Below are 14,882 nucleotides of genomic sequence, written 5' to 3'. Positions count from 1 at the left end.
GGAGTGGACGGGCCGGAGCGCGCCGGTCACGGGTGGACCGACGCGCTCCGGGTGCGCCGTGTGCGGTGCGCGGCACCGTCAGCCGACGACGGCCGACCTGGTCCGGGTCCGGGCCGCCGACGCCTCCAGCGGCCCGGCGGCATCCGGCCCGAACGGGCCGTCGGTCGTCGACCCGTACACCGGGAGAGGGTGCAGTGCGGCGGTGGTGGAGGAGGGCGCGGACAGGGTGAACCAGATGACCTTCCCCGCGTCGTCACTCGGTCGTACGCCCCAGCTCTCGCTGACCGCGGCGATCATCGCCAGCCCGCGCCCGGAGGTGGCGGACGAATCGGCGAAGCCCATGGTCGGCAGCCGGGGGTCGTGGTCGTGGACGGAGACCGTCAGCCGGTCGAGCAGCAGCTCCACCTCGACGGTGCATGATTTGTCCGGCTGTGCGTGCCGGTGGACATTGGTCAGCAGTTCCGTGACGCCGAGCGCTGCATGGTCGATCAGAGGATCGAGATGCCAGTAGCGCAGTTGCGCCGAGATTATTCTGCGGACCTGACCGATCCGCGACGGCAGGGCCTGGAGCTCCACCGCGCAGTGCCTGCTTGGCTCGCTGATCACGGCTGCGACTCCCCGAAAGAGGTCCGGAAGAAGACGAAGGAACGGATCCAGCAGATGGCTGACTGCTGTTTCTGGTCATGCGTGGTCCGCCCTGCGTGGCTCCCGGCGGGGGCGGCTTCCGCTGTCACCGCCGGTGCACCTTCAGTGACGTGTGACCAGCGTGACTCAGGGGGTTGGGCTCCGCAACTCGCGGTGCCCGTGACGGACCGCAGCGTCAGATGCGCCGCACCGCGGCACTCCGCAGTGCGTCCAGGAACCTGCGGACCGGTGCGGCCCCGCCGGGCCTGCGGTTGCGCTGGCCCATGGTCAGCCGGTACCGCACCCCGTTGATGCGGGCTATCGCCGAGTCGGCCGCGAGGAACCACGGCTTCCCGGCACTCACGGTCGTCACCGGGGCACTGGCGATCTCCCGCCCGTTGCTCGTCAGCAGCACGATCCTGCCGTCCTTGACGATCACTTGGCCGGCTCGGGTCAGCGACCGCGCCCACCGCTGGATTCTCACGTCGCTCGCGCGGAACTCCGCCGCGCCGAACTCCGGCCCCCCGTACTCCGGCGCCCCGAAATCCGCAGCACTGAACTCTGTCTCGGCCACTTCGCCCCCCTTGTACCGGCTTCTGCAAGTCTGCCCGCGGACAGGGCCCCGCACCAGGCCCCCTCACCGATTTCGGCGGGGACCGGGATCCGTTCCCGCCCCCGGGGGCGGGAAGCTCGAACACCTGGGCCAAGGAAGGGCTATGGACCGCCAAAGCAATTGTTTGTGCAGGTGGGGGGAATATCGTGGGTGCCTCACGCAGGAACGCCGTCACCCGAAGGAGACCCCTGATGGACACCGGTGAGCACGCACCCGGCGGCGACGTCATGGACACCGTGGACGTCGACCGGAGCGACCCGGACTACCGGGCCTGGCTCAAGGAGGCCGTGCGCAAGGTCCAGGCGGACGCCAACCGTTCGGCCGACACCCATCTCCTGCGCTTCCCGCTGCCGGAACACTGGGGCATCGACCTCTACCTGAAGGACGAGTCGACGCACCCGACGGGCAGTCTCAAACACCGGCTGGCCCGCTCGTTGTTCCTCTACGGACTCTGCAACGGCTGGATCCGGCGCGGCAAGCCGGTCATCGAGGCGTCCAGCGGCTCGACCGCCGTCTCGGAGGCGTACTTCGCGAAGCTGATCGGTGTGCCGTTCGTCGCGGTGATGCCCCGGACCACCAGCCCCGAGAAGTGCCGCCTGATCGAATTCCACGGCGGCCAGTGCCACTTCGTCGACGACTCCCGCCGGCTGTACGAGGAGTCGGCGGCCCTCGCGGCCGAGACCGGCGGGCACTACATGGATCAGTTCACCTACGCGGAACGCGCCACCGACTGGCGGGGCAACAACAACATCGCCGAATCCATCTACCAGCAGCTGCGCCTGGAGCGCTACCCCGAGCCGGCCTGGATCGTGGCCACCGCCGGAACCGGCGGAACCTCCGCGACCATCGGGCGTTACGTCCGCTACATGCAGCACGACACCCGGATCTGCGTACCCGACCCGGAGAACTCCTGCTTCTTCGACGGATGGACCCGCGACGACCAGCTGGCGACCGCCGACTGCGGCTCACGCATCGAAGGCATCGGCAGGCCGCGGATGGAGCCGAGCTTCGTGCCGGGGGCCATCGACCGGATGATGAAGGTGCCCGACGCCGCCAGCGTCGCCGCGGTCCGGGTGCTCGAACGAGCCATCGGCCGCAAGGCGGGCGGCTCGACCGGCACCGGCCTGTGGAGCGCGTTCAGACTCGTGGCCGAGATGGTGGAGAGGGGAAGCACGGGAAGCGTCGTCACGCTCTTCTGCGACCCGGGCGACCGCTACCTCGACAAGTACTACTCGGACGACTGGCTGCGTGAGCAGGGCCTGGACATCCTGCCGTACACCGGGACGATCGAGCACTTCCTGGCCACCGGCACCTGGCCTTCCTGACCCGGCCGGAACTCCCCTGCGGGGGCGCTCAGTCCTCCAGGAGGACGCCGAGCTCCCGGGAGAAGACCCGCCGGCCCGCCGCCGCCAGCAACGGGTCGGCCCAGCGGGGAAGCAGGCGCACACGCAGCTCCTCGACCCAGATCACGTGGGAGCCGGAGCCGGTCGGGCAGACGTCGATCGAGGCCTGCCCACGCACCACGGAACCCCGCTTCTCCAGCCGGCAGACCCCCGCCCGGCCGGCAGCTGGCGGGGTCCAGCGCACCACTTCCATCGGGTCGTCGAAACCCAGCGGCCCCACACCGGTACGGGCCACGAAGACCGTCCCCGGCCCGGTGGATCCGCCCGCCGGGACGGTGACGGAGGTGAGCGGAACGGTCCCGCCGTGCCGCTCCCAGTCGGTCACCCGTCGCCACGCCTCGGCGGCGGGAAGGGGAGTGAATCGTTCGATACGGAAGAGGGCCACAGCCCGATCCTAGGACGTACGGCACCCGCCGGGCGCGGAGCGCGGGACCCGGGTGCGGCGCGGCGGACTACTCGTCCGGCGACCCACCCGCCACCACGAGGCCGGGGAGGTGCTCCTCGATCTCCTGCCGCGCGGCGTCGGGCACCCCCGCGTCCGTGACGAACGCGTCGACCTCGTCGAGTCCCGCGAACGAACTCAGCCCCACCGTGCCCCACTTGGTGTGGTCGGCCACCACGACGACCCGCCTGGCCGCACGCACGAAGCGCCGGTTCGTCTCGGCCTCGGCGAGATTCGGCGTGGAGAGACCGGCCTCGACCGAGATCCCGTGCACACCGAGGAACAGGACGTCGAAGTGGAGCGAGTCGATCGCGCGGTCCGCCACCGGTCCCACGAGCGAGTCCGAAGGCGTCCGGACCCCGCCGGTCAGGACCACCGCGGCCGCGCCGGCCCGCGCCCCGCCGGCCGACGTCGGACGCTGGGCACTGTGGAACACCTCGGCCACCCGCACCGAATTCGTCACCACCGTCAGCCCCGGTACGTCCAGGAGGTGATGGGCCAGCGCGAACGTCGTCGTACCGCCGGAGAGCGCGATCGCGCTGCCGGGCACCGCCATCGAGGCCGCGGCCCGCGCGATGTCCTCCTTGGCGCTGAGCTCCAGTGTCGACTTGGCCTCGAAACCGGGCTCGTGCGTGCTCGCCTCGACGACCGGAACAGCTCCGCCGTGCACCTTCTCGACGACGCCCTGACGGGCGAGCGCGTCCAGATCCCGGCGGATGGTCATGTCGGAGACGCTCAGCCTGCGGGTCAGCTCGTTGACCCTGACCCCGCCGCGCCTGCGGACCTCGTCGAGGATGAGCGCGCGCCGCTGCTCCGCGAGCAGGTTCTGATTGTCGCTCAACGCCGGCCCCGGCCCTTCCCTCTGTCCGCACGGTCCGGCAGCGGTCCTGCGGGACGCCCTCATCCTCCCACGCACGCCCGCGCACCGTCCCACTGGGGAGATTCGGTGAGAGCCGGTGCGGCGAGCCCCTCCCGTCCGCGAAAGTGGTGACTGCGCATCAGTTCAGACCCCGTCCGCCCTTCCCACCGGCCGAGAGCCGGACGGAGCAGAGAGCGAGTCACCCACATTGCCTCCCGCATCCCGGGCCGAGGCCGCCCAGAGCAGCGGCCCCACACTGGAACTGCTCGTCCACGGTGTCGGCGGAACCACCCCGCAGGAGATGCTCGGCGACCCGCGTACCACCAGGATCACCGGTGACGCCACGGCCGCCGTGTACCGCCGCACCGAGGACGTCGGAGCCGAACAGCACCCCGGACGCCACCGGGACGGGCCCGTCGCCGAGGCCTACTGCTGGTCCAACCTCACCTCGGGCAACGGCTCGCGGGCCCTGTGGCTGCTCCTGCTCCCCTTCATGGTGGTCAACCTCGCGCACTGGATGAGGCCCTCCACCCGGGGGCACGTCCGGACGGTCCGGCTCTACGGGGTCCTGGTACGGCTCGTCGCCCTCAGCCTCACCGTGCTGCTGACGGCGGCCGCCTGCGAGGTCGCCCTCGACCTGGTGGCCTGGCAGTGCGCCGGGACGCCCGCGTGCTCGACGCAGCGTTCCTGGCTCGGCTTCCTGTCCGCCCGGCAGGACGGCTGGTTCGCCCAGCCCGGACGCCGCCTGGCCGTCGCCGCGCTCGTGCCCACCGCGCTGGTGGGCCTGCTCTGGTACCTGTCCAACCGCACCTGGAGCGCCTACGAGTCCCAGCGCCCCCTCACCTGGGAGGAACCGGCCGGCACGGAGACGGACGCGGAAGCCGGCGCGGACGAGGACACCGAGGCGGCCGCCCCGACCGGTGCCCCGCGGGTCCGACCGGCTCTCGGCAGGCCCGGGTTCTGGTACGGACGCAGGCTCGTGGCCCGGCTGCGCGCCGCGCACACCGCGGCCGGATTCCTCACGGTCGCGGCGGCGGTCGGCACCACGGCGGCCCGGCACGACAGGGCCGCCGGGAGCCCCGTACCGGCGGTGGCCGGACACCTGGTCGAGGCGGGCCTGGTCCTGTGCGGACTCCTCACCGTCACCGTCGTCTGCCACCGCGGCCGCAGCGAGCGACGTCTCGACAACCGGGTCGACCGGGCTGTCACCACCTTCCTGCCCGGCGCCGCACTCGCCCTGCTGCTCTGCGCGGTCGTCCACGCGGGCTGGTCACGTCCCGACTGGGTGTCCACGGGCGCCCTTCCCGGCGAGACCGCTTTCCGGGCACTCGCCCTCGGCCAGGGTCTGCTCGTCGTCGTGCTCGCCGCGGTGGCCCTGAGCCTGTACCGGCGCGCCCCGGAGGCACGCACCACCCTGGGCGGCCTCGGCGGCCCCGCGGTTGCCATGCTGGCCTGCGCCCTCGGGGGCGTGATGACCGGCGGGATCGCCCAGCGGGTGGCCGACTGGCTCGACGGCCCCGGAACCCCCGGCATGGGTGCGGGAGCCGACATAGAGGGACCGCCCGTCCTCCTCAGCTGGCAGGCCTCCGTCATCCCGGTCCTCCTGCTGCTCCTGGTCCCGCCGGTCCTCTGGCTGGCGGTCCGCACCGTGCGCCGGGCCCGCCGGACGGGACCCGCGATCGAGGCGGAGTACGGCGAGGAGCACCCGCAGCCCGGACGCACCCGGCAGATCGCCCGCACCCGTGCCACCGCCGCACTCACCGACGCCGCCCCCGGGATCCTCGGGCTGCTCTCCGCCGCCACCCTGCTGCTCGGCATCGGGGCGGTGGCCGGCTCCTGGCTCACCGGCGAGGTCCCCGGTCTCGCCGCGGACGGCACCGCGCCCGTCGTCGAATCGCTCGCCGAGACCGCTCAGTCGACCGGATCCTGGCTGACCGGATTCGGGGTCATACTGTTCGTCACCTGGGGCCGCCGTGCCTACCGTGACGTCTCCGCACGCCGCACCATCGGCATCCTCTGGGACGTGGGGACGTTCTGGCCGCGCGCCGCACACCCCTTCGCGCCGCCCTGCTACGCCGAGCGGGCCGTCCCGGACCTCTCCTCCCGCATGTGCGCGTGGACGGGCAGCACCCGCGGCAGGCTGGTCATCTCCGGACACTCCCAGGGCAGCGTGCTCGCCGCGGCGGCGGTGTGGCAGCTCCCCGACCCGGCGCGGCGCCGGGTCGCGCTGCTCACCTACGGTTCCCCGATCGAGCGGCTCTACGGGCGGTGGTTCCCGGCCTACTTCGGCCGGGTCCCCCTCGAAGGACTCCAGAGGTCCGTGCACTGCTGGCGCAACCTCTGGCGCGCGACCGACCCCATCGGCGGCCCCGTCCTGATCGACGAGGGGCCCGGCGGCCACGAGGTGGACCGCGGCCCGCTCAAGGACCCGCTGGTCTACGGACGTACGGTCGAACACCCGCTGCCGGAGCCGGTCCTCGGGCATTCGGACTACCAGGCCGACCCGGTCTTCGCCGTCGAGCGCGCCGCGCTCCTGGAACGGCTCGGGCCCGTCGTGCCCCAGCAGGCGGGCGGGGACGCCGAGGGCCGGGGCGGCGTCGCTCAGGGCAGCGCCGGGAGGTCCTCCGGGTAGAGCATGGTCAGGTCGTCCGTGCTCGGCTCGCTGAGCTGGGCGACCCGTCCCGCGTGCCGCTCCACCATCGACTCGAATGTCTGACGCGCCGTTCTGCCGTTACCGAAGGCGGGGCCCTTGGGCAGCGCCGTGAAGTACTTCAGCAACGCTTCACCCGTCCCCTCCGCCAGGCTGTACTCGTGCTCGTCGCTCTGCTGCCCGACGATGCGCAGCAGCTCCTCGGGCTCGTAGTCGCTGAAGGTGATGGTCCGCGAGAAACGCGACGCCACACCGGGGTTGACGGTGAGGAAGCGCTCCATCTCGTGCGTGTACCCGGCGACGATCACCACGACGGCGTCGCGGTGGTCCTCCATCAGCTTCACCAGCGTGTCGATGGCCTCCCGGCCGAAGTCGCGGCCGGAGTCCTCGGGGGACAGGGCGTACGCCTCGTCGACGAACAGGACCCCGCCGCGCGCCCGGTCGAACGCCTCCTGGGTCCGGATGGCCGTGGAGCCGATGTGCTCGCCGACCAGATCGACACGCGACACCTCCACGAGATGGCCGTGCTCCAGGACACCGAGCGAGGCCAGGATCTCGCCGTAGAGCCGGGCCACCGTGGTCTTGCCCGTGCCGGGGGAGCCGGTGAAGACCAGGTGCCGGCGCACCGATGCCGCCTTCAGGCCGGCCAGCCGGCGGCGACGGCCCACCTCGATCATGTCGGTCAGTGCCCGCACCTCGCGCTTGACGCTGTCCAGGCCCACCAGCGCGTCCAGTTCACCCAGCACGGCCGCGGCGTCGCGCGCGGGTTCGGCGGTGGGCGAGGGGGCGACGTCGGCGGGCTCGGCGGCCCGTTGGCCGGGCATCGTGCCCAGCAGCCCGGGTGTGGTCTGGGTCGCGGTGAGGACCGCAGGGGCCGGGGGAGTGGCGCCGCGCAGCCCGCTCTCGTCGCTGGTGCACTCCTGTGCCACGGGGCCCACCGCGTGTCCGTCGCCGCCCGAGGTGTCCGGGAACTCGTAACCGCCGCGTGCGCAGCGTTCCGTCCGGCAGCGGGTCAGCGTGGACCGGCAGCCGTCCATCACATGGAAGCCGTAGCCCTCGCTTCCCGTGACCCGGCAGCTGTCGAAGGTTCCCCGGCCCTCGGCGGAGACGTAGAACCCGGCCTCCGCGGGCGAGGTGACCGTGCATCGCTCGATGGTCGGGTCCGCGCCCTTGGTCACGATGACCCCGGTCTGCGCCGCGTCGATGGTGCAGTTGTTCAGCGTGCCGCCGCTGCCGTGGTCACGGAACCAGGCACCCGTGGACGCCTCCCGGATCCGGCAGTCGTCGAGCTGGGCGGTGGCCCCGTCGCTGACCGAGACCGCGGTGTTGCGGATCTGGGACAGGTCGCTGTCCACGACATCCGCACGGGAACCCCGGTCGAGGACGAAGAGGGCGTCGGGCACGTCGTGGACACGGCACGAGTCCAGTATCACCGTGGCCCCGTCGCTGACCCACACCGCCGGATAGTCGCCCGTGCTGTCGTGGATCTCGCACTGGTTGGCGTCGACACGGGTGCCCGGGTCCCAGACCGAGAGGCCGTTGCGACCGAATCTGCGGACGGTGGATCGGGTCAGGGTGAGGACCGAACGGGAGCGCAGGTCGACCGCGTTCTCCGGAATGTCGTGGATGTCGCAGTCCGCCAGAGTGACGACCGCGTCGGTGTCCAGGGTGACCCCGTCGGCGGACGTGCGGTGCACGCTGCAGTCCGTGAGGTGCGCGGTGCCGCGGGAGGTGACCTGTACACCGCTGCCCTTGATCTCGTACACCTCGCAGCCCACGGCCTCCAGGCCGCTGCCCTCCCCGGTCACGCTCAGTCCCGCCCCCGAGGCGTGGTGCACGCGGCAGCGTTCGAGCCTCGGGTGGGCGCCGTCGCGCACCGCGACGCCGGACTGTCCGGCGGAGACGATCTCGCACTCCTCGAACACCCCGCCGGCGCCGTCGAGTACGGCGATGCCCACACCCGCCGGGTTGTCCACCGTGCAACGGCGGACGGTCGGCCGCGCCGCACCCCGCACCTCCATGCCGGCGGCCGACCTCGTCACGATGCGCAGGTCCGACAGCTCGGGAGCGCCCTCCTCGACGAGCAGCGCGGGAGCGGCGGAGTCCTGGCCCTCCACGTGCAGGTCCTGGATCACGGCGGAGGCGCGGACGGTCAGCGGGACGCCGTCGGCCGGGGCGATCCGTACGGACCCGGCTGACCCCTCCGGTCCGCGCAGCGTCACCGCGCGGTGGACGACGAGATTCTCCCTGTAGGTGCCGGGGGCGACGGTGAGGACGTCACCGTCCGCTGCGGCCTCCAGGGCGGCGGTGAGGGAAGCGTATTCGCCCGTGCGGCGCCGCCATCGCGATGTGCCGGTGTGCGTCACCTGGACCGTGCCCTGTGCCATGGTGCTGCTGTGCCCCCACCTCGTGCCGTGTGCGCTGCCTCGAACCTGTCCGCGTGAGCCGCCGGTCCACCGGCAGCCCTCCCGCCCGCCTGCCGAGGAGTCGGGCGGGCCGGTCCACCGTAGCGCGCGTGACGGGTCCGGGTTGACGGGTCGGCCGCCGAAAAGCCCTACTCAGCCGTGCGAGAGGGAACCTGCGCCCCGGATGTCAGCTGCCCGTACCCGTTCTGCCCCAGTCGGGGCCGACTTCGGCCCATGCGCGGTCGAGCCGGGCGTACCGCCGTTGTCTCATCCGCCATACGACGAGCCTGCGGACCGATTCCGTCAGACCGCCCGCCAGCAGTGCCGCGCCGATGCCCGCGAGCACCGCGTGGGTGTGGGCGGCGGAGATGTCCATGGGGCGCATCACCAGGTCTCCCCGGTCGTCCGTCCAGACGTCGATCGGGGTGCCGGGAGCCGTCTTCGTGGACGCCGTCGACACGGTGCCCCTGCGTGCCGTACCGTCCGGGGCGACCCAGTCGGCGACCACCGACCGCCGCATGGAGTCCTCGGTGACGGCGGCCTCGGGGTCCTGGGCGAAGCGGGACGTGCCGGAGGCCGCGCGGACCACGACGGCCGGGGTGAGACGGCGTTGCTCGTGCTGCGCCCGCACGGTCCGCCGGAGGGAGTCGTCCGTGAGCGCACCGGCCTTCCAGCCGAGCACCGGTGCCGCGATCAGCATCAGCAGCAGCGCGGTCAGCGCCACCCAGGCCTCGTGACGGTCGGTGGGCCGGCACACAGGATTGCGCCGCCACCGCCGGATTCCCAGAACCGCTCGCACCGTCCTGCACCCCCTTTCCCTCCGTGATAACCCGACAGGGCCGCGAATGCCTCCTCGGACGGCGAAGAGAGAGCAACCTCACGCCGTAACACCCCCCGCATCCGCCCGAGTTCTCCCGTCGGGCGGTCCCGGCGGTCAGCCGAGCACGCGCACCGGGTCCCCGACCCGGACCGCCCCCGTGCTCTCCGGGATCATGTTCTGGCCGAAGAGGAGGTGCTTGCCGTCCCTGCGGTGGCGGGCGAGTGTGCGCAGCGGTTCCCGGCCCCGCGCGGCCGTCCGCTGGTCGGTGGTCGTGACGACGCACCGACCGCACGGCTTCACGACCCGGAAGACGACCTCCCCGATCGCGATCCGCTTCCAGCCGTCCTCGGCCCAGGGTGCCGTGCCGTCCACGACCACGTTCGGCCGGAACCGGTCCATCGGCAGCGGTCCCTCCCCGGGAAGATCCCCCAGGGCCACCCATGCGTTCAACGCGTCCAGCGAGGCACTCGTGGTGAGGAGCAGCGGATAGCCGTCGGCGAGCGAGACCGTCTCGCCGGGCCGGCCGAACTCCGGATCGACGGGCCTGCGGTGCGACGGCGCGTCGAGATGGACGAGCCGGACCTCCGCACCGAGGCGCGCGCCGAACCAGGCGTGTGCGGCCTCCGCGGCCACGGTCACCTCGACCTTGCTCCGGTGCAGCTCCGCGACGACGGAGCGGTCGGAGCCGGGCACCTCCACCACCAGTGACGGGCTCCCGGGCGCGGACAGAGCCACTCCGCCACCGGGCAGCACCTCGGCGGACAGCTGTGCCATGCGGGGCTGCTGACGCTGGGTGACCACCCTGTTCTCGGCGTCGATCAGCATCCAGCGGCGGTCGCCGTCGAGTCCCCACGGCTCGACCGCGGCCTCGTCCGCCGCAACCGCGGCCAGCGACTTGACCGGATGAACGAACACGGCGCCGAGTGCGGGGGAGACCATGCCTCCATCCTGCCAGCCGTCACCGGACGTGCCGGGCGTGGCCCGTCAGTACCCCCGGCTCTGGTACGGCCGGTTGTACGGGTCCTCGTACGGCGACTGCGCGGGAGCGGGGGCCGGCCGGGGCGACGCGGGGCGCATCGCCTCGTACCCCGTGCCGGGCCGCTGGGGCTGCTGCGGCTGCTGGTAACCGCGGGGCGCCGACGGCTGCTGCGGGATGTACGGCGCCGGGGCGTGCTGCAGCTGCGCGGGCTGCATCATCGGCGACTGCTGCATCCCGGCGCTCTGGTACTGCGGCTGCGCCGACTGCTGCGGATAGCCGTAGGACCCGGTCTGCTGCGAAGGTGCCGCGGGCAGGGCGGGGAGCGACGACGGCAGGGCCGGCAGGTAGCTGTTCCCGGTGTCGTAGGCGGCCGGGACCCGGATCGGTGCGATCTGAGGGGTCCCCCGCTCGGCTACCAGGGAGTCGTAGATCGGGGTGTCGGGGAACGACGGCGTGGCGTAGTAGCCGCTGCCGTAGGTGGAGCGGGGGGAGGTCATGACACCTAAGTTAAGCCCACGATGTGCCGGTTGGGGAGTCCCAATCTTGGGCTCATCCGATTTATGCTGGTTCTGATCATCTGACCAGCCAAAACATCGTCAGCGCTTCTGCGGACGGCAGGTGTTTCCGCGCCGGGGCCCCGACGGCCGGACTGTGGGCTCACCGGTGGGCCGGGCACTAGGTTGGCGGAAGACTCTCCGGGCAGCCGGACTCGTGATGGGGGCGAGCATGACCATGCAAAAGGGAACCAATGTCGGGGTGCCGGCTCGGGCCGTGCGGGTCGAGCTGGGCTGGCACACCTCACCCGGAACACCCGACGTGGACGCCTCGGCGCTCCTCCTGGTGTCGGGAAAGGTGCGCAGCGACGCGGACTTCGTCTTCTACAACCAGCCGGTCCACGGATCCGGCGCGGTGCGACACGAGGGCAAACGGACGGCCGGGGGAGCCGTCACGGACAGCCTCACGGTCGACTTCGCCCGGATCGAGCCGGCGATCGACCGCGTCGTGATCGCGGCCTCGGCGGACGGCGGCACCTTCGGGCGCGTGACCGGGCTCCACGTGAGGATCGTGGACCAGGTGAACGGCTCGGAGATCGCACGCTTCGACACCGCCGACGCCACCGTCGAGACCGCCTTCATCCTCGGCGAGCTCTACCTGCGCCAGGGAGCCTGGAAGTTCAGGGCCGTGGGGCAGGGGTACGACACCGGACTCGAAGGTCTCGCGACGGACTTCGGGATCTCCGTCGACGAGCCCCAGCAGTCGCCTCCGCCCCGGAGGGCTCCCCAGCCGCCCGCGCCCCCGGCCGCGGCGCGGACCGCCCCCGCACCTCCGCCCGCGCCCCCGGTCGTGCAGGCCGTGAGACTGACCAAGGTCACGCTGACGAAGGACGCCCCCTCGGTGTCGCTGTCGAAACAGGGCGGCACGTCGGGAGCGCTGCGCGTCAACCTCAACTGGGAGGTGCGCAAGCAGTTCAAGGGCTGGGGCGCGAAGCTCGGCAGGGCGGTCGCCGTGCACGCGGACCTGGATCTCGACCTCTGCGCACTGTACGAACTCACCGACGGACGCAAGGGCGTCGTCCAGGCGCTCGGAAACGCCTTCGGGTCCCTCCGGCAGCCTCCCTACATCCACCTCGACGGCGACGACCGCACCGGTGCGGTCTCCACCGGCGAGAACCTCACGGTCAACCTCGACCACAAGGACCAGCTCCGCCGGGTCCTGATCTTCGTCACCATCTACGAGGGCGCCCGGAGCTTCGCCGATCTCCACGCCACGGTCACCCTGCAGCCGCAGAACGGCGCGGCGATCGACTTCTCCCTCGACGAATGCACCGTCCCGTCCACCGTGTGCGCGCTCGCGCTGATCACCAGTGACGGGCGGGACCTCACCGTGCAGCGCGAGGCCCGCTACCTCGTCCCCCAGCGAGGGGTGAGCCCCCAGCGGACCATCGACGCGGCCTACGGCTGGGGCATGAACTGGACCCCCGGGCGCAAATGACCGCCGAGCCCGGCCACCCCGCCGGCGGCCGGGCTCAGGACTCCGGTGCGGCCTCGGGACGGGCGTACGTACGCCCCTTCCAGGCCGCGCCCCGCCCCCGGTGGTGCCGCACCGCGGAATCCACCGTCATCAGGAGGTAGAGGACGGCGGTGAAGGGCAGCAGCGGTGCCAGCCACGACGACTGCCGGTAGTACCCGAGCATGGGCAGGTAGGTGCCCGCCATCACCGCCCACGCCGCCCCGCCCGCCGTCGCCGCCACCGGCTCGCCCGTCAGCAGCCCGGCGACCAGCGTGACGGGCGGCGCGACGTAGACCAGACCCAGCCCCAGGACCGTGCCGGCCAGCAACCACGGGCTGTGCCGCAGCTGCGCGTACGCACTCCGCGCGACCATGCGCCACAGGTCGGCCAGTCGCGGAGAGGGCCGCACACTGTCGACCCGGTCGGCGAGCCCCAGCCAGATCCGGCCGCCGCTGCGCCGGACCGCGCGCGCCAGCGAGACGTCGTCGATCACCGCCTGACGGATGGACTCCGGGACACGCGCCCGCTCGGCGGCCCGTGTACGCAGCAGGACGCAGCCGCCCGCCGCCGCCGCGGTCCGCGACCTCTTCCCGTTCACCCGCCGGAACGGGTAGAGCTGGGCGAAGAAGTAGACGAAGGCGGGAACCACCAGCCGCTCCCAGACGCTCGTCACCCGCAGCCTCGCCATCTGCGAGACCAGGTCGAAGCCGTCCTCACCCTCGGTCCCGGCCGCGGCGACGAGTTCCCGCAGGCTGTCCGGCTCGTGGGCGATGTCGGCGTCCGTCAGCAGCAGGAACTCGGGTTCCCCCTGCCGGGCCAGCGCCATCCCGTGCCGCAGCGCCCAGAGCTTCCCCGTCCACCCGGGCTCCGGCTCACCGGGTGCCACCACCGTCAGCGGCAGCCCCCCGCACCGCGCGGACAGCGCACGTGCGAGCTCACCCGTGCCGTCGCCGCTGCAGTCGTCGACCAGGATGATCTCCGCGTGCCCGGGATAGTCCTGGGCGAGCAGCGACGGCAGGCTCACCGGCAGCACCTCCGCCTCGTCCCGCGCGGGGACGACCACGGTCACCGAGGGCCAGCGCTCCGGGTCCCCGCGCCGTGGGAGCCGCTGGTCCGTCCGCCAGAAGAACCCCTGGCCCAGCAACAGCCACACCCACACGACCAGCGAACCCACGGCGATCCAGGCAACGGCGCTCATCCGTCGAAGTGTGCCCCACACCGGCGGCCCCGCAAGGGCTGTCGACTATGGTGACCGGGTGAAGATCGCACTCATGGACTCGGGAATCGGCCTGCTCGCGGCAGCGGCCGCGGTACGCCGACTGCGGCCGGACGCCGATCTGGTGCTGTCCTCGGACCCCGGCTCGATGCCCTGGGGGCCGCGTACCCCCGAGGACGTGACCCGGCGTGCCCTCGCCGTGGCACAGGCGGCCGCCGCCCACCGCCCGGACGCCCTGATCGTCGCGTGCAACACCGCCTCCGTCCACGCGCTGCCCACCCTGCGGGCCGAACTGGAGCCCGGCCTCCCCGTCATCGGCACGGTGCCGGCGATCAAGCCTGCCGCCGCGGGCGGCGGCCCCTTCGCGATCTGGGCGACGCCGGCGACCACGGGAAGCCCCTACCAGCGCGGGCTGATCAACGACTTCGCCCGGGCCGTGGACGTGACCGAAGTGCCCTGCCCGGGTCTCGCCGACGCCGTCGAGCACGCCGACGAGCAGGGGATCGACCGTGCGGTGGCGGCCGCCGCCGCCCTCACGCCGCCGGACGTCACGGACGTCGTCCTCGGCTGCACCCACTACGAACTCGTCGCCGAACGCATCCGCGCCGCGGTCGAGCGGGACCGGCCGGGCCGGGCGCCGCTCGTCCTGCACGGTTCCGCCGACGCGGTCGCCGCGCAGGCGCTGCGCCGTGTCGGAGCGGCTCCCGCCCCGTCGGCCGAACCGACCGGCGCCCTCACGGTCCTCCTCGCGGGGCACGCCGCCGAGCTCCCCGTACCCGCTCTGGCCTACGCCGAGGGGCTGCTGCTCAAGGCCGTCAGCCCCGCTGTCTGACCGTGTGAGGCCCCCTCGCCGGGTCGCGC

Annotated in this window: 13 protein-coding genes; 4 read left to right on the top strand and 9 right to left on the bottom strand. The window is 72.6% G+C overall.

Features of this window, described 5'->3' with window-relative positions; genetic code table 11:
• Window positions 1-78: 78 nt before the first annotated feature.
• Window positions 79-606, bottom strand: coding sequence for an ATP-binding protein (locus IA22_RS0110750; protein ID WP_179831144.1), 528 nt, complete (start codon window positions 604-606; stop codon window positions 79-81).
• A gap of 214 nt (window positions 607-820) precedes the next feature.
• Window positions 821-1,108: a hypothetical protein gene (locus IA22_RS0110745; protein ID WP_030123465.1), complete on the bottom strand. Its 288-nt coding sequence runs from the start codon at window positions 1,106-1,108 to the stop codon at window positions 821-823.
• Between the two features lie 320 nt (window positions 1,109-1,428).
• Here IA22_RS0110745 and cds1 point away from each other — a divergent pair, with 320 nt between their 5' ends.
• The gene (gene cds1 / locus IA22_RS0110740; protein WP_014157769.1) at window positions 1,429-2,562 is read left to right on the top strand and encodes an L-cysteine desulfhydrase Cds1; all 1,134 of its coding nucleotides are present in this window, start codon (window positions 1,429-1,431) and stop codon (window positions 2,560-2,562) included.
• Between the two features lie 28 nt (window positions 2,563-2,590).
• Here cds1 and IA22_RS0110735 read toward each other — a convergent pair whose 3' ends face one another.
• Together IA22_RS0110735 and IA22_RS0110730 are read right to left on the bottom strand one after the other, a co-directional pair.
• The gene (locus IA22_RS0110735; RefSeq protein WP_014157770.1) at window positions 2,591-3,025 is read right to left on the bottom strand and encodes an SRPBCC family protein; all 435 of its coding nucleotides are present in this window, start codon (window positions 3,023-3,025) and stop codon (window positions 2,591-2,593) included.
• Window positions 3,026-3,092: 67 nt separating this feature from the next.
• The gene (locus IA22_RS0110730) at window positions 3,093-3,923 is read right to left on the bottom strand and encodes a DeoR/GlpR family DNA-binding transcription regulator (RefSeq protein WP_030123464.1); all 831 of its coding nucleotides are present in this window, start codon (window positions 3,921-3,923) and stop codon (window positions 3,093-3,095) included.
• Window positions 3,924-4,149: 226 nt separating this feature from the next.
• On the opposite strand from IA22_RS0110730, the gene IA22_RS0110725 reads away from it, so the two are divergent.
• Window positions 4,150-6,573 carry a hypothetical protein gene (locus IA22_RS0110725; protein ID WP_030123463.1) on the top strand — a complete coding sequence of 808 codons (2,424 nt, stop codon included), beginning with the start codon at window positions 4,150-4,152 and terminating at the stop codon, window positions 6,571-6,573.
• Here the strand turns inward: IA22_RS0110725 and IA22_RS0110720 are convergent.
• From IA22_RS0110720 to IA22_RS0110705, 4 genes are all read right to left on the bottom strand, one after another.
• Window positions 6,543-8,978, bottom strand: coding sequence for a right-handed parallel beta-helix repeat-containing protein (locus tag IA22_RS0110720; protein ID WP_030123462.1), 2,436 nt, complete (start codon window positions 8,976-8,978; stop codon window positions 6,543-6,545). The genes IA22_RS0110725 and IA22_RS0110720 overlap by 31 nt on opposite strands.
• 205 nt (window positions 8,979-9,183) lie before the next feature.
• Complete coding sequence (locus tag IA22_RS0110715) at window positions 9,184-9,795, bottom strand: Rv1733c family protein (RefSeq protein WP_030123460.1); 612 nt, start codon at window positions 9,793-9,795, stop codon at window positions 9,184-9,186.
• Between the two features lie 135 nt (window positions 9,796-9,930).
• Entirely contained in the window at window positions 9,931-10,755 is an 825-nt protein-coding gene (locus IA22_RS0110710; RefSeq protein WP_030123459.1) for an MOSC domain-containing protein, read from the bottom strand.
• A gap of 45 nt (window positions 10,756-10,800) precedes the next feature.
• Window positions 10,801-11,292 (bottom strand): DUF6643 family protein, encoded by a 492-nt coding sequence (locus tag IA22_RS0110705; protein ID WP_014157775.1) that lies wholly within the window; start codon window positions 11,290-11,292, stop codon window positions 10,801-10,803.
• A gap of 217 nt (window positions 11,293-11,509) precedes the next feature.
• Here IA22_RS0110705 and IA22_RS0110700 point away from each other — a divergent pair, with 217 nt between their 5' ends.
• Window positions 11,510-12,787 (top strand): TerD family protein, encoded by a 1,278-nt coding sequence (locus tag IA22_RS0110700; RefSeq protein ID WP_051800359.1) that lies wholly within the window; start codon window positions 11,510-11,512, stop codon window positions 12,785-12,787.
• Between the two features lie 34 nt (window positions 12,788-12,821).
• Here the strand turns inward: IA22_RS0110700 and IA22_RS0110695 are convergent, their stop codons facing one another.
• Window positions 12,822-14,003, bottom strand: coding sequence for a glycosyltransferase (locus tag IA22_RS0110695; protein ID WP_030123458.1), 1,182 nt, complete (start codon window positions 14,001-14,003; stop codon window positions 12,822-12,824).
• Window positions 14,004-14,061: 58 nt separating this feature from the next.
• On the opposite strand from IA22_RS0110695, the gene IA22_RS0110690 reads away from it, so the two are divergent.
• Complete coding sequence (locus IA22_RS0110690; RefSeq protein ID WP_030123457.1) at window positions 14,062-14,853, top strand: glutamate racemase; 792 nt, start codon at window positions 14,062-14,064, stop codon at window positions 14,851-14,853.
• The last annotated feature ends 29 nt before the right edge of the window (window positions 14,854-14,882 follow it).

The sequence above is a fragment of the Kitasatospora papulosa genome, from assembly GCF_000717245.1.
In the GTDB taxonomy this organism is placed as follows: domain Bacteria; phylum Actinomycetota; class Actinomycetes; order Streptomycetales; family Streptomycetaceae; genus Streptomyces; species Streptomyces papulosus.
The sequence above is the reverse complement of the archived record's forward strand: the minus strand, read 5'-3'. Positions and strand labels throughout refer to the sequence as shown.

Excerpts from the sequence above, each read along its gene's own strand:
- cds1 (WP_014157769.1), top strand. The coding sequence starts at position 1,429 with ATGGACACCGGTGAGCACGCACCCGGCGGCGACGTCATGGACACCGTG.
- IA22_RS0110720 (WP_030123462.1), bottom strand. The coding sequence starts at position 8,978 with ATGGCACAGGGCACGGTCCAGGTGACGCACACCGGCACATCGCGATGG.
- IA22_RS0110710 (WP_030123459.1), bottom strand. The coding sequence starts at position 10,755 with ATGGTCTCCCCCGCACTCGGCGCCGTGTTCGTTCATCCGGTCAAGTCG.
- IA22_RS0110705 (WP_014157775.1), bottom strand. The coding sequence starts at position 11,292 with ATGACCTCCCCCCGCTCCACCTACGGCAGCGGCTACTACGCCACGCCG.
- IA22_RS0110700 (WP_051800359.1), top strand. The coding sequence starts at position 11,510 with ATGGGGGCGAGCATGACCATGCAAAAGGGAACCAATGTCGGGGTGCCG.
- IA22_RS0110695 (WP_030123458.1), bottom strand. The coding sequence starts at position 14,003 with ATGAGCGCCGTTGCCTGGATCGCCGTGGGTTCGCTGGTCGTGTGGGTG.